Source organism: Flavobacterium aquiphilum (assembly GCF_027111335.1).
Lineage (GTDB): Bacteria > Bacteroidota > Bacteroidia > Flavobacteriales > Flavobacteriaceae > Flavobacterium > Flavobacterium aquiphilum.
In genome coordinates, this window is record NZ_CP114288.1 from 1,118,853 (window position 1) to 1,134,917 (window position 16,065).

7 protein-coding genes are annotated in these 16,065 nt (G+C 36.2%); all 7 read left to right on the plus strand.

What is annotated here, in order from left to right; all coding sequences use genetic code 11:
* Positions 1-303 precede the first annotated feature (303 nt).
* The 7 genes from OZP12_RS04590 (at position 304) to OZP12_RS04620 (ending at position 15,979) form a co-directional block, all read left to right on the plus strand.
* Positions 304-1,737 (plus strand): sialate O-acetylesterase, encoded by a 1,434-nt coding sequence (locus OZP12_RS04590; RefSeq protein ID WP_281227876.1) that lies wholly within the window; start codon positions 304-306, stop codon positions 1,735-1,737.
* 157 nt (positions 1,738-1,894) lie between these two features.
* Positions 1,895-4,222 carry a DUF5703 domain-containing protein gene (locus tag OZP12_RS04595; RefSeq protein ID WP_281227877.1) on the plus strand — a complete coding sequence of 776 codons (2,328 nt, stop codon included), beginning with the start codon at positions 1,895-1,897 and terminating at the stop codon, positions 4,220-4,222.
* Complete coding sequence (locus tag OZP12_RS04600) at positions 4,219-6,669, plus strand: pectate lyase family protein (protein ID WP_281227878.1); 2,451 nt, start codon at positions 4,219-4,221, stop codon at positions 6,667-6,669. The genes OZP12_RS04595 and OZP12_RS04600 overlap by 4 nt, the downstream gene beginning before the upstream one ends.
* 96 nt (positions 6,670-6,765) lie before the next feature.
* Positions 6,766-8,790 (plus strand): aceric acid hydrolase, encoded by a 2,025-nt coding sequence (locus tag OZP12_RS04605; RefSeq protein WP_281227879.1) that lies wholly within the window; start codon positions 6,766-6,768, stop codon positions 8,788-8,790.
* 78 nt (positions 8,791-8,868) lie between these two features.
* Positions 8,869-9,861, plus strand: coding sequence for a pectinesterase family protein (locus OZP12_RS04610; protein ID WP_281227880.1), 993 nt, complete (start codon positions 8,869-8,871; stop codon positions 9,859-9,861).
* 716 nt (positions 9,862-10,577) lie between these two features.
* A complete protein-coding gene (locus tag OZP12_RS04615) occupies positions 10,578-13,967 on the plus strand; it encodes a SusC/RagA family TonB-linked outer membrane protein (protein ID WP_281227881.1) in 3,390 nt (1,129 codons plus the stop codon).
* 17 nt (positions 13,968-13,984) lie between these two features.
* Entirely contained in the window at positions 13,985-15,979 is a 1,995-nt protein-coding gene (locus tag OZP12_RS04620) for a RagB/SusD family nutrient uptake outer membrane protein (RefSeq protein WP_281227882.1), read from the plus strand.
* The last annotated feature ends 86 nt before the right edge of the window (positions 15,980-16,065 follow it).

Sequence of the window (16,065 nt, forward strand, 5' to 3'; positions counted from 1 at the left end):
TTTCACAGATTAGAAATCCTTTTGAATCTTTTAATCTGTGGCAAAAAAAATTAGCACACAGATTTTGGCAGATTATATATTAAAATCTGTGAAAATTTTTTTAATCTGTCGCAAAGGAATAAAATAGGACGCTCCTATGGAGCTTGTTTTGGAAATGTTATTTTTTCTACAAACAGATAGTCCCTACGGGACTTTAAAAACTCCTTTAGGAGTGTACTGTTTGTAGAAAATAATGGTAAGATTAATTTTTAGCTCCGTAGGAGCGACCTGTTTAGATTAGGATAATTTAAGAATAAAATATAAATGAGAAATTTTAAAAAATCAATTATTGCTCTTTTTGTGGTTTTAGGAAGCTTTCAAATCAATGCCAAAATCAAACTTCCGGCGCTGTTTACGGACAATATGATGTTACAGCAAAAGTCGAATGCACCAATCTGGGGTTGGGCTGAAAAGAATGCAAATGTTACAGTAAAAGCATCTTGGAGCACAAAAATCTGCAAAACAAAAGCAGACGATTCAGGAAAGTGGAAAACAGAATTACAAACCCCATCATTTGGCGGTCCGTTTACAATTGAAGTTTCTGAAGGAGCTGAAAAAGTGCTTATCAAAAACGTTTTGATTGGCGAAGTTTGGTTATGTTCGGGACAGTCGAATATGGAAATGCCTTTGAAAGGATTTCCTGGACAGCCTGTGAGAAACGGCAATGAAATCATCGTAAAATCGGCCAATAAAAACATTCGTCTGATTACAATTCCGCGCGCAACCGTGTTGCAACCTTTGGATAATTTTGAAGGAAAATGGGAAGTGGCTTCGCCAAAATCTACGGGTAATTTTAGCGCAACAGCTTGGTATTTTGGTTCGCTTTTGCAAGAAGTATTGCAGGTTCCCGTGGGATTGATTCACGTTTCGTACGGAGGTTCAAGTATGGAAGCCTGGATGAATCAGGAAATGTTGAAAGATTTTGCAAGTGCCAAAATTCCAACCACAAAAGAAGAGTTGGCCAAAGACCCAAACCGCGTTCCGACGACTTTGTTTAACGGAATGCTTTCGCCGGTTATTGGTTACGGAATCAAAGGCTGTATTTGGTACCAAGGGGAATCCAATTACGAAAGAGCAAATGAATACACTGCTTTGATGAAAAAGATGGTTTCGAGTTGGAGAGCGTTGTGGAAACAAGGTGATTTTCCTTTTTATTTCGCACAGATTGCACCGTTCAATTACGCTTCTTTTCATCCGAAAGATTATTTGGAAAAATACAATTCGGCTTATTTGAGAGAAGCACAATTGAAAGCTTCGAAGGAAATTCCAAATGCTGGATTGGCGGTTTTGATGGATGTTGGTGAAGAAAATAATATTCACCCAACGGACAAAGAAAAAGGAGGAAACCGTTTGGCGTTTCAGGCTTTGAGTAAAACCTACGGGGTGGAAGGCTTCGAATTTGAAAGCCCGAAATACAAAAGTATGGAGATAAAAGACAATTCTGTTACCGTTTCTTTTGATGATGTGCCTAACGGAATAACATCTTACGGAAAAGAGGTGAACGGTTTTGAAATCGCAGGAGAAGACAAGGTTTTTTATCCTGCAAAAGCGGAAGTTCGCAGAAAATCGGTGGTTTTGACTTCGGACAAAGTGGCGAAACCCGTAGCGGTACGCTATTTGTGGAAGGATTTTGTAAAAGCGGAATTGTTCAGTAATGGCGGATTGCCGATGTCGTCGTTTAGGACTGATGAGTGGTAGGTTAACGAAATTATAGATAAAGTTTGTCATTTCGACCAACGGGAGAAATCACACAAGTAAATCGACAAAAGTTGAAAACATTCTGTACGGAGCTTCTAGTGCGATTCGCCTTTCGTCGGAATGACAAACGAGACAAAAATTAAAATTAATAAATAAGTTGAAATACATAAAATACATACTTCTCTTCACTACGTTTTTAGTCAAAGCGCAAATTCCCGTGCTTGATAATTACAACCAAATATGGACAACCCAAAGTGCAAATTCCTCTGAGTCGATGCCTTTGGGAGGCGGTGATATTGGCTTGAATGTTTGGGTAGAAAAAGGGGATTTATACTTCTATTTTTCGCGAAGCGGAACTTTTGACGAACATAATACATTGCTGAAATTAGGTCGCGTAAAAGTGGCGCTAAGTCCAAATCCTTTTGCCGGAAAAGAAGGTTTTCATCAGGAATTGAAACTCAAAGACGGCTACATTTTGGTTGGACAAAATGATGCTAAAATCAAGCTTTGGGTGGATGTTTTCAAGCCAGTAATCCATTTGGATTTAGAAAGCAAAACGCCTCTGAAAATGACCGCTTCCTACGAAAGTTGGCGTTACAAAAACCGTGATTCCAAAGGAAAGGCCAATAATGCCAATTCGTATAAATGGGCACCGCAGGGAGATATTGTCACTTTCAAAGATTCCATTGCATTTGAAAATAACGGAATCAAATTTTACCACCGAAACCGAGAGCAAACCGTTTTTGATGTTGCAGTAAAACAGCAAAAAATGGAATCGGTTAAGGATCAAATGATGAATCCGATTGCGAATTTGACTTTTGGCGGATTTATGAAAGGCGAGAATTTAAAATCGGACGGAACTTACCTTGGAAAATATCAGGAAACTGATTTCAAAGGATTTAATTTATCGAGTATAAAACCATCGAAAAAACAGTCACTGGAAATTTATTTGAACACAAGTCAATCTGATTTTAGTACGTGGAATAACGGATTGAAAAATCAAATTTCGGAGTACAAAATCAAAGGAAAACAAGCGGAGAAAAACACTCAGATTTGGTGGAATAATTTTTGGAACCGCAGTTTTATTTTTACGCAAAAAAACAAATCAGCAGAGAAAGATTCGGTGTATCAAATCGGGCAGAATTATCAGTTGTTCCGTTATATGCTGGGTTGCAATGCCTACGGGAAATATCCAACCAAATTCAACGGCGGACTGTTTACAGTTGATCCAGTTTTTACCAATCCCGATTTGAATTTCACACCCGATTTCAGAAATTGGGGAGGAGGAACGATGACGGCTCAAAACCAACGGTTGGTTTATTATCCAATGACAAAAAGTGGTGATTTTGATATGATGAAATCACAGTTGGATTATTATTTAAGTTTACAAAAAAATGCCGAATTGCGTTCGAAAGTATATTGGAAACACGGTGGAGCAGTTTTCGTTGAACAACTGGAAAATTTTGCTTTGCCAAATCCTGCGGAGTATGAGTGGAAACGTCCGGCAGACTACGATCCCGGAATGGAATATAACGCTTGGTTGGAGTACGAATGGGACACGGTTTTTGAGTTTTGCAAAATGATGTTGGAACAGAAAGAATATGCTGGAGAAGACATTCAAAAATACAATTCGTTTATCGTCAGTTGCTTGAGATTCTTTGATGAACATTATCAATTTTTAGCGAAACAAAGAGGAAGAAAAGCTTTGGATTCGGATGGACATTTGATTCTTTATCCTGGTTCAGGAGCCGAAACTTATAAAATGGCGTATAATTCCAATAGCACTATTTCGGCCTTAAAAATAATTACTGAAAAGCTATTAAACCTTTCGGAAAAAGAATTGTCTAAAGAAGAGCTTGATTATTTGAAAGGCTTTCAAACGCGAATTCCGCCTTTGAATTTCAGAACTTTTGATGGATTTAAAACATTGGCACCAGCCAAATCTTGGGAACGCGTAAACAATTCCGAAGTGCCACAATTGTACCCGGTTTATCCGTGGGGAATTTACGGCATTGGAAAACCTGATTTAGAAACCGCTTTAAATACCTGGAAATACGATACCGATGCGATAAAATTTAGAAATCATATCGGTTGGAAACAGGATAATATTTTTTCGGCGCGTTTAGGATTAACGGAAGAAGCAGCGAAATACAACACCTTGAAGATGGCCAATTCGGGTAGAAGATTTCCAGCTTTTTGGGGACCGGGATATGATTGGGTTCCTGATCACAACTGGGGTGGTTCAGGGATGATTGGAATGCAGGAAATGCTTTTACAGGAAGCAGATGGTAAACTATACCTTTTTCCGGCGTGGCCAAAAGAATGGAATGTCTATTTCAAATTGCATGCAAAAGAGAATACTACAATTGAAGCCGAACTGATTGATGGGGAATTAAAAGGTCTCAAAGTAATTCCGGAAGGAAGAAAAAAAGATGTTATTAACCTGCTTGGAAAATCGGAAGCAGAAAAAACCAAATTAAAATGATTAAGAAATTAGTGGGGGCTGCAGCTTTGGCTATGCTATTGGCAACAAACGGGCAAGCTCAAAATACGGACAAACAAATCGTAAAAGTCGATTTTGACTTTTTTCAAAGACGATTGGAAGAAGTACATGATCCGGCTTATGATTCATGGGTGGTAAACGAGCAAAAAGAAGCTGAGAAAAAGTTTAATAATGTAACTTTTAAGCTAAAAGGAAATTTTACTTCCAAATGGAATAAAGTAGGGATGAATGCTCCTTTTTACAACAAATTGGCAAGTGACGGATTGGTTACAGCAGAAAATTTGGAACTAAAAATAAGCGGATTGAAAGAAGGAAAACATACGCTTTTGACGTTTCATAATGCGTTTGATGTGATTACAGGAAAGACTTTTTCCCCGATAAAAATTTATGTAAACGGAAAATTGGCAGAGACTGTAAATGCAAGCCAAAGAACCAATACAAAGGTTGATGCAGCAATGGCTTATTTAACTTTTAATGCTGTAAAATCAAAGGAAGTAATCATTCGTTTTGAAATCGACCCAACTACAAATCCTGATATTGTAAAGGAAATTGTTATCAATGGTTTTGAGTTGGACACACCAAATTTAATGAATCAGGCGCGCACTCCACAACCTAATAATGGAGACGAACACGTTGAGCTAACTAAAAATGTAATATTGAAATGGGATGCTTCAAAGAATGCAGTAGCTCACAAATTGTATTTTGGAGATGATAAAAACGCCGTAGCTAATGCAACTGAATCATCGAAGGAATTCAAAACAAAATCAATTGAAACAAGTTTTCCAGTTTCTAATTTGTACAGTGGTTTAACTTATTACTGGCGTGTTGATGAGATTGATAGTAACGGTAATGTAACTTTAGGTAACGTTTGGTCATTCAAGCCTGCACAATTGGCTTTCCCGGGTGCTGAAGGTTACGGCCGATATGCAGTTGGAGGTCGTGGAGGAAAAGTGGTTGAAGTAACAAATCTAAACGATGACGGACCTGGAAGTTTGCGTGATGCGGTAAATCAGGAAATTGGACCAAGAACGATTGTTTTTAATGTTTCGGGAAATATTCAATTGGCTTCAAGATTGGTGGTAAACCAACCTTACATTACAATCGCTGGTCAAACTGCGCCAGGGGAAGGAATTACAATTACCAGAGCACCTATTGGCTTGACTGGAAATGACGGTGTTATCCGATTTTTGAAAGTTAGAATTGGTGGTGGAAAGACATATGATGGAATGGGATTGACCGGTGCTAACTTCAGTATTATTGATCACTGCTCAATTAGTTGGACAATCGACGAATCATTCAGTTCTCGTGGTGCGCACCATATTTCGTTGCAAAGAACCTTGATTTCAGAGGCTTTGAACGTTGCAGGTCATGATAAATACGGCCCAGGTAAAATGCATGGTTATGCAGCAACGATTGGTGGTGATATCGGAAGTTTTCATCATAATTTATTGGCACATAATGAAGGACGAAACTGGAGTATTGGCGGTGGTTTGAACGGTGAGGGGTATTATACAGGAAGAATAGATATCCGAAATAATGTAGTTTATAACTGGGGAGCAAGAGCAACTGACGGCGGTGCCAACGAGGTGAATTTTGTAAATAACTATTATAAACCGGGTGCTTCGACTAAGATTTTTGTGGCATTGAATGCGCAACACGAAGGAGTTGGAAAAGGGATGCAACGCTATTATTTTGATGGAAATATAATGCCGGGTTATTTTGATGCGAAAACTCAAGAGAAAGGTAGAAAAATGACAATAACTCATGATGAAAAGGTTAGCTATCAAACATTTGTTGATAAACCATTTTTCGATTCTTATGTAGAAACTCAATCGGCAGAAGCAGCATATAAAAATGTACTTTCGGATGTTGGGGCGAATCAGCCGTTTTTTGACAAACACGATAACCGAATCATTGACGAAACTTTAAAAGGAACATTTACTTATAAAGGAAGCAAAAGTGGTTTGGGCGGTATGATTGACAACGAAGCCGATCAAGGGGGATGGCCGAATTTTGCATCAGAAACTCGTGCTGCAGATTGGGATACCGATCACGACGGATTGCCTAACTTTTGGGAAAAAGCTTTTGGTTTGAACGAAAATTCTAAAGCAGGTGATTTTTCAGATGCCAATTCAGATCCAGAAAGAGACGGATTTACAGAATTAGATAATTATTTAGATTGGTTGGCGCAACCTCATTATTTTGTAAATTCGGGCGAAAAAGTAGTTTTATCTGCGACCGATTTTTTCAAAGGATATGAGAAAAGCCCGGTTTATACTTTCTCTGAACTTAAAAATGGGAAAGTAGATTTAAAAGGAAAAGAGATTCAGTTTTTTACAGTAGAAAAAGGATTTGCATCTTTCATAATCACGGTGAAAGACGCGGACGGAGATTCAATGAGTCGTAAAATTAATTTCTTTGTGAAATAATAATTTACAGCAAATTCGCAAATTATTTAAAATACGTTTATGTATTAAATTTGCGAATTTGCTGTAACATTTTATATAAAAATAAAAAACATTAAAATGAAAAAGAATATCATCGTACTATCAGCCCTATTATTTTCGACTGTTTTTACAGCCCAAAATAAAGGTTTGGTTGCAAATTCTCAAAGTCCGTATTCAAAATTGAAGAGTGTAGGTTTGCAGGATGTACAATGGACAAACGGTTTTTGGAAAGAGCAATTTGATGTGGAAACCAAGAACACTTTACCTTATATGTGGGATTTGTATCATAACGATTCAATTTCGCACGCATACAAAAATTTTGAAATTGCTGCTGGTTTAAGCAAAGGTGTTTTCAAGGGGCCTTCTTTTCATGATGGTGATTTTTATAAAATATTTGAAGGAATGGCGGCGACTTATGCCGTAACAAAAGATAAAAAACTGGATGCCGAAATGGATGAGGCTATTGCGCTTTTTGCAAAAGTGCAACGCAAAGACGGTTATATTCATACTCCAGTTTTAATTGATGAGCGCTGGGGAACTTTAGGTCCAGAGGAAGTTAAAAAACAATTGGGTTTTGAGAAATACAACATGGGGCATTTGATGACTGCCGCCTGTATCCATTATCGTGCTACGGGAAAAACCAATTTTCTTGATATTGCAAAAGGCGTAGCCGATTATTTGTATGATTTCTATAAAAAAGCTTCACCTGAATTGGCACGAAATGCAATTTGTCCGTCACATTACATGGGCATTGTCGAAATGTACCGCACAACGAAAAATCCAAAATATCTAGAATTGGCTAATAATTTGCTTGATATCAAAGGAACTACAGATGATGGAACCGATGACAATCAAGACAGGGTTCCGTTTAGGCAACAAACTACCGCAATGGGTCACGCCGTAAGAGCGAATTATTTGTATGCAGGTGTTGCCGATTTGTATGCCGAAACCGGAGAGAAAAAATTATTGGATAATTTGGAATCCATTTGGAATGATGTGACCTATCGCAAAATGTACATCACTGGTGCTTGTGGTTCCTTGTATGATGGGGTTTCACCAGACGGAACTTCTTATGATCCAACAGTGGTTCAAAAAATTCATCAGGCATACGGAAGACCTTATCAATTACCAAATGCTACTGCTCATACTGAAACTTGCGCCAATATTGGAAATGTTTTATGGAATTGGAGAATGCTTCAAATTACTGCCGATGCCAAATATGCTGATATCGTTGAGTTGGCATTATATAATAGTGTACTGTCAGGAATCAGTTTGGAAGGAAAAGAATTTTTTTATAACAATCCGCTGAATGTTTCCAAAGATTTGCCTTTTAAACAAAGATGGAGCAGACAGCGTGAAGGCTATATTGCTTTGTCAAATTGTTGTGCACCAAACGTCACCAGAACCATAGCCGAAGTTAGCAATTATGCTTATAATCTTTCGAAAGAAGGTTTGTATGTTAATTTATATGGGGCTAATCATTTGAAAACTAAAAATTTAAATGGAGAAGAAATTGAAATTGAGCAAGAAACCAATTATCCTTGGTTTGGAAAAGTTATCTTGAAAATTGTGAAAGCTCCAAAAAGTGATCAGGCTTTTTTTCTGAGAATTCCGGGCTGGAGCCAAGGCGCAACAATTTCGGTTAATTCTAAAGCAATTACAGAAAAAATTATTTCGGGTACTTATTTGAAAATTAATCAGAAATGGAAAAAAGGAGATGTTATCGAATTGAACATTCCGATGCCAATTGAATTAATGGAAGCAAATCCGTTAGTAGAAGAAGATAAAAACCAGATTGCCGTAAAAAGAGGACCAATTGTGTATTGCGTAGAATCTGATCAACTTCCGGCGAATGTTGGTATTAATGATGTTTTTTTGAATATAAATTCAACTTTCAGCACCGATTTTATCAAAATTAATGATCGTAACATCCTTAGTATTAATGCAAGTTCATCAGCTTTTGGCGATAATTATTGGGACAAACAGTTGTACAAACCTTTGTCTGCAAAAATTGAGGCTCAGGAATTTGACGTTAAATTGATACCGTATTTTGCATGGGGAAACCATGGTAAAGGTGAGATGACAGTTTGGATGTCACATTAAACAAAAATATATTTATTATAATAAGGCATATAAGGTCATTTAAGTACTTATATGCCTTTTATGTTTAAAACAAAACTTATGAAATACTTCTTTGCTATACTGCTTGCTTTTAATTTTATTGCTTCATCAGCCCAAACAACAGATAACCGATTTGAATTAACCGTTGCACAGGATGGATCCGGAGATTTCAAAACGATACAGGAAGCTATTAATAATGTGCGTGATCACGCCGAAAGAAAGGTAGTTATTACTGTTAAACCTGGTGTTTATAATGAAAAAGTGGTTATTCTTTCGTTTAAAAGAAACGTTGTTTTGAAAGGGACAGACAGAGAAAAAACTGTTATTACTTTTAATGATTATTCGGGTAAACCTTTTAGGGGAATTGATGTGACCGGGAATTCAAAATACAGCACTTATACTTCTTATACTTTATTGATTCAGGGAAATGATTGTTCAGTTGAAAATCTAACAGTTGAGAATACGGCTGGAAGAGTCGGGCAAGCTGTAGCACTGCATACAGAAGGTGATAGAGTTGTGGTTAAAAATTGTTCTATTTTAGGAAACCAGGATACTGTCTATCTGGCAAAAGGGGGAACCCGAAATTATTTTGAAAATTGCTATATCAACGGAACAACTGATTTTATATTTGGTGCGGCGACAGCTTATTTTTACAATTGCACTATTGAAAGTCTTAGTAATTCATATATAACTGCAGCATCAACGACTCAGTTTGATGCTTATGGATTTGTTTTTGTAGATTGTAAGCTTACAGCAAAAGACAGCACGGTGAACCAGGTTTTCCTTGGACGACCTTGGAGGCCTTATGCAAAGACAGTATTCATCAATACCGACATGGGTTCGCAGATAGTACAGGACGGTTGGAATCCTTGGAAAGGCGACAAAAACTTTCCGGATAAAGAAAAAACGGTATTTTATGCCGAATATGGCAGTAAAGGAGAAGGGGCAAAGGATCTATCCAAGAGGGTATCCTGGTCTCACCTGTTGAAAAAGACAGAACTTAAGCACTATGAACAGCAAAATGTCTTGAACGGTTGGGATCCTGAGAGATAATTCTGGTTTATTTTGAATAGAAATAAGCATAATGCATTATGTTTTTTGTTAAAATTTATTATGAATAATTTTTTTTTAAATTTGTTTTACTGGCTCGAAAACGTTTTCGCAGTTTTATTCTTGCTAATTTTTATTTTTTTAGCTTTAAAAATTAACAAAATGAACCTATTTTTGTTATAAATATTTGATTTTCAATTATGTTTTGTGTTAAAATAATTTGAGAATAAGTGTTTACAATCCCTAAAGTTATAGTTTTTCAACCTATTGATGTATGATTTTTCTTTCTTAGTTAGAAATTTTATGGAAAAGGTGAATTTTAGTAATTTGTTGTTTTGCAATAGATTATGGTTGATTTTTTTTCAAAAATCAAATTTTAAGTCAATTTTTGCTTATTATCTGTATTCTTTTATAATGAGCTTTTAATTATTTTTTTTAGAACCTAATGCCTGTTTTTTTAATTTCTCGTATTTAAAGCTTTAATTTTTTATCGATGTAATTTTTAAAGATGTCTTTTTTTTGAGAATTATGTTTTAAAACAGGATAGTACAGGACGGTTACCAGATAGTATCCTGTTAATTTTGACGTATAAATGTATTTTTAACATTTAATATTGAAATAGAAATTTAAAGCAAGTCAAATTTTTGTTTTAATTAAATGAAAAAAAGCATTAAAAAAAACAACTAACTAATTTATAACCTAATTTAAATCAAACATTTATGAAACAAGCATTTATTAAAAGATGTAGTTTTCTTTTGTTTACGCTGATGAGCATAATAGCTGCTGCTCAGAATTCAAATGGTCAAGTAACGGTTACTGGTCTTGTAACCGATAATGCTGGAATTCCTATGTCAGGTGTAAACGTAACAGAAAAATCATCTAAGAATACAACTAGTACTGATTTTTCAGGACACTATAAAATTAAAGTAAACAAAGGAGCTACATTGGTCTTTTCTTTTATTGGGATGAAAAAGATGGAAATTCCTTTAGGGGGACGTACTTCAATTGATATAAAAATGCAGGATGATTCCAATCAATTGGAGAATGTAGTAGTTGTAGGATATGGTACTCAGAAGAAAAAGAATCTTACTGGTGCTATAGCAACTATTAAACCATCAGATCTTCAGGATCTGCCGACAACGAACTTGTCAGACGCTTTGAAAGGATTGGTTCCTGGTATGACTGTTGTTGGAGGATCTGGACGTCCTGGAGATCCTTCTTCAGTACAAATCCGTCAAACTTTCTATTTTGGAAAAGATGCGGGTTCATCGCTTCCTTTAGTTGTTATCGATGATATGGTTCAAATCGATCCTGCATCAGGTTTGCCTACAATGGATACTTTTAACAGATTGGATCCTTCAGAGATTGAAAGTCTTTCGATACTAAAAGATGCATCTGCTGCTATTTATGGATCTCGAGCTGCTCAAGGAGCTATTGTAGTAAAAACCAAAAGAGGAAAATCAGGTAAAGCAAGGTTTAATTACAATAGTCAGTTTGCTGTTAATGATGCTGTGAGTCATACCAAAACGATGAACGCTTATGAATCAGGAGTTTTCAATAATAGATTTTTACTGTCACAAAATCCAACAACAGCTGCTGCGAGTTTATTTTCTACAGCTGAATTGGAGGAAATGAAAAGTTTGGATTATGATTGGTTGAAAAAAGCATGGAAAACTGCTACACAACAAAAACATACCTTTGGGGTAAGTGGTGGATCTGAGGATATTACCTATTTTGCAGGTGCTACTTATTTAACACAGGATGCGAATCTTGGGGATCAAAAGTATAACAAATGGAATTTCCGTACCGGTATTAATGCGAAACTTACCAGTGATTTGGATTTTTCTGCTTCTATTTCTGGAAATAGCGGGAATATTGAAAAATCATTTACCAAAGCAACTTCTGGTATAAACGACAGTAGCTATGGGTCACTTACAAAAGGTAGTGGTGAACAGGCTGATTATGGGTATTTAGTACACATGCCAAAATACATTCCATGGGAAACTACAGTGAACGGGGTGAATTATTATATGTCTCCATTTCCACGTACTGATCGTAATTTAGGTTCTGCAAATGCCAATAATACAATAGCAGGATGGAATTATTTTGCTACTTTGAACAATGGTTCAAAACAGACAAGTGATGATTTTTCTTATAATGTAAATGCATCTTTGACTTATAAAATTGCTGCTGTTAAAGGGTTGTCTTTGAAAGGATCTTATTCCAGAAATCAATTTTCTTCTTATACTGAACAGATTGCATTGCCTTATGATTTAGCAAGAATTACAAATTATAATACACAAGATAATCACTTGGCAAGCGGAGCAACTAATGCTGATTATTTAGTTGAGACTAACGTTCGTAGTTCTAGGGTTTATTACACTAATAATGATAGTAAAAGTTCTCAAGTTAACTTTTTTACTAATTATGAAAGAACTTTTGGAGATCATGAGGTTGGAGGAATGCTTGGAGTTGAAGGATCAGAGGCTTATTCTACAGGAACTCGTTTAGCTTATGAAAATACTCCAAAAGATTATCAAGGAGATTATCGTACAGCTGGGACAATTACTACTAATTCAACTTCTACAAAAGTTGAATCGGGGACACTATCGTATTTAGGACGTTTTAATTACGGATATCAAGGAAAGTATTTAGCATCATTCCTTTTCCGTTCTGATGCTTCTACCAAGTTTTCACCAGATAATTATTGGGGATTTTTTCCATCACTTCAATTAGGATGGATAATGTCTAAAGAAAAATGGTTTGAAAATAGTTTACCGTGGGTAAACTTCTTGAAATTACGTTATTCTATCGGTAAAACAGGAAAAGATAATATTCAGTATTGGAGATGGATTCAGTATTATGATGTTATCGCTGATAAAGGTTTTGTCTTTGGTACAGGGACCAATGCTTCAGGAGGTGGTGCTCTAGGAGGAGCTGTAACCCCTAAAGTAACTCCAAATGAAGATTTAAGATGGGATTCAACAGTAAAAAATAATATTGGACTTGATTTCAATGTATTAAATAACAGATTACAGGTTGCTGCTGATTTTTATTATGACAAAACTACAGATATGTTAACGGATATGTCTAGTGCAACCGGAGTGCCAATTTCTGTTGGAGGAGGGTTCGCTGAGCAAAATTATTCTAATATAAATGCTTGGGGTGCTGAGTTAGGTGTTAACTGGAGTGATCGTATAAAAGACAAATTTAGCTATAATGTTGGAGTTAATTTTGGTTATTCTGATAATGAAGTAAAAAAATACCCAGAACAAGCAGTAAACTATCCTTCTATTATGTCAACTACTACAAGAATGGGTAATTCAATTGGTTTTGGACCAGTTTGGGGATTCCAAACTTGGAAAGGAACTTCAACAGGAGATGGTATTTTGCGTACAGATGCTGATATTGCAAATTATTGGCAATATTTGACAGATCATGCAGCAGCTGCTGGAGCAGGGAATGGTACTGGACAGCCAAATTACATGGGTATTAATGCTATGAGTGGAATGAGAAAAGGGATGTTAGCTTATGAAGACGTTGCAGGTCAGTTAAATACAAATAACGGTACTATGGCAGGTCCTGATGGACAAATTGTAAAAGACAATGATTATGTTAAATTAGCTAAAAGTGCCAGAGTATATGGAGTGACAACCAATTTAGGTATGAAATACGAAGGGTTTTATTTGAGAGCTCAGATTGCAACTTCTTGGGGAGGTGCCCGTTTTGTTGATTTGGTAAGTCAAGGTACTGCTTCAGCTCATAATATGTGGGCACACGAAACTTTCTGGAATGATATGTATGGTGATGATAATCCAAACGGAAAATATCCTAATTTAGCTCAATACAGTTATATTTCAGCTCCTTCAGATTTTTGGCAGTTAGATACTTTCCGTTGTTTTGTTAGAAATTTAACTGTTGGATTTGATATTCCTAAACAAGCATATGCTAACACTAAATTACAAGCTATTTCATTGGGTATAACAGGTAATAATCTTTGGGATATCTATAATCCTTATCCAAATCATTATCGAAACATGTATGACAGTTCTTATGAAAACTATCCAACTCTTAGAACGTGGTCACTTAATCTAAATGTATCATTTTAATTAATTTGATGGTAAATATGAAAACAAAAATCAATTTATATATAGTTTTTGCACTACTATCACTAGTGAGTGTTTCGTGCAGTGAAAACTTTTTGGAAGACAAGAAAAGTTATGGTCAATATGATGATTCATTTTTTCAAAGTCAGGAACGCGTAGAATGGTACATAAATAACATGTATTATGATTATTTCTTTGCTTATAAAGGACCAACAGGAGCTTTAGTAGGATCTTATACTGATACTTATACTAAAATGACAGAAGAGTTAGGAGGAACACAAGATCTTATCAATCCGACTAAAAGCTTTGTAAATGCTCTTGATGCATCTGGATATTTTGGTACTAAACCATCAACCAGTATGAAGAACGAGCCTTATTCTAGAATTAGAGAATGTAATGAGATATTAGGCGATCTTGATATTAAAGGAGCAAATTTAGATAAAACGTTCCGTGATCAGATAAAAGGGCAAGTATATTATTTGCGTGCGCTACAATATTATGATTTGGTACGTGTTTACGGAGGGGTGCCAATTGTATTAACAGTTCAGGATGCTTCTGCTGATGATCCGACCATCAAAATTCCAAGAGCAAAGACTTCAGAAGTATTTGCTCAAATTGTGAGTGATTTGGATATGGCAGCTAGTTTGTTGCCAGGAACTTGGCCTAATGCTGCAGCAAACTACGGACGTTTTACAAAAGGTGCCGCTTTGGCTCAAAAATCACGTGTGTTGTTAACTTTCGCGAGTCCATTATATAATAAAAATTGGGATTCTTCAAATGAGCGTTGGAATGCAGCTTTGCAGGCAGGTTTAGCTGCTGAAGCGCAATTGACAGCAGATGGTTACGGATTATATGGTACTACTGCTAAAGAGTGGGCTTCAATGTATTCTACTTTCGATAATAAGTTTTGTAAAGAAGCCATTGTAGTTAATATGATGTCAACTCTAACTACAGGTAACTTTATGAGTAATGGATGGGAAAAAGGAATCCGTATGGTAAGCCAGGGAGGAACAAGTGCTTTGGAAGCTCCAAAAGAAATGATTGATTTATTCCCTCTCGCTGACGGTAGAAGACCTACTGCAGCCAATGGGTATAATGATTTTACATTCTTCTTGAATCGTGACCCTAGGTTTTATAGAACTTTTGCTTTTTCAGGTATGACTTGGCCATATAAGGAGAGCGGTACTGCTACTTATAAACCTGTTGTTTGGTCTTACCGTTGGGTAGATACTGCCAATAAAGCTTATTTTAGTGATAACAATCAAGAGAATAGTCCAGCTTATGTTAGAAAAATGTCGGATATTGCCGCTAGTAATGCTTCAAATTTCCAATATTCTGGAACTGATCTTTATGAATATCGTTATGCCGAATTGTTGTTGAACATTGCTGAGTGTTATGCTGCACTTGGACAAACTAGTAATACGATTGCTTATTTAGGAAAAATTAGAGCTCGTGTTGGTATTCCTTCCGCTAACAATTATGGTATTGGTACATTGGCCGATAAGTATGCTGCTATCGAAGCTTGTTTGTATGAGCGTAGAGTAGAATTAGCTTATGAGGGAAAACGTTATTGGGATATTCAACGTTGGATGCTTTATGATAATGCGTCACTTCCAGGAGTTTCTGGAGGTACTGTTGCTAAATTAGGTTTAACACCAATCAATGGGACACAACGTACGGGAAATTTCTTACAGTATAAAAATACTACTTCAGGTTCTGCTGACCCGTTGGCATCTACTCGTGGAGCTATTTCTGTTGATCCGGATGCGGCTGCGGCTACTTTCCAAACTCAATTAACAGCTTTGGCAGCTTATTATAATGCTAACTTCGTTAGAACTCCATTATTGACTCCGTTGGATAATGTAAATGGTCAGGCTGTTACAATTAAATTTAATCCTAATTATTATATACAAGGATTTAATCTAGCTACCTTGACTCAAAATACATGGTTGCCTCAAACTTTAGGATGGAATGATGCCTCAGGAGGAGCAGGAGCATATAATTTCCAAGACTAATTTTATAAAATAATGAAGTATTAAAAATCATAAAAACCAATCACCTGTATTTACCAAAATACAGGTGATTTAGTTATACGAATAAC

Excerpts from the sequence above, each read along its gene's own strand:
- OZP12_RS04590 (WP_281227876.1), top strand. The coding sequence starts at position 304 with ATGAGAAATTTTAAAAAATCAATTATTGCTCTTTTTGTGGTTTTAGGA.
- OZP12_RS04600 (WP_281227878.1), top strand. The coding sequence starts at position 4,219 with ATGATTAAGAAATTAGTGGGGGCTGCAGCTTTGGCTATGCTATTGGCA.
- OZP12_RS04615 (WP_281227881.1), top strand. The coding sequence starts at position 10,578 with ATGAAACAAGCATTTATTAAAAGATGTAGTTTTCTTTTGTTTACGCTG.
- OZP12_RS04610 (WP_281227880.1), top strand. The coding sequence starts at position 8,869 with ATGAAATACTTCTTTGCTATACTGCTTGCTTTTAATTTTATTGCTTCA.
- OZP12_RS04605 (WP_281227879.1), top strand. The coding sequence starts at position 6,766 with ATGAAAAAGAATATCATCGTACTATCAGCCCTATTATTTTCGACTGTT.
- OZP12_RS04620 (WP_281227882.1), top strand. The coding sequence starts at position 13,985 with ATGAAAACAAAAATCAATTTATATATAGTTTTTGCACTACTATCACTA.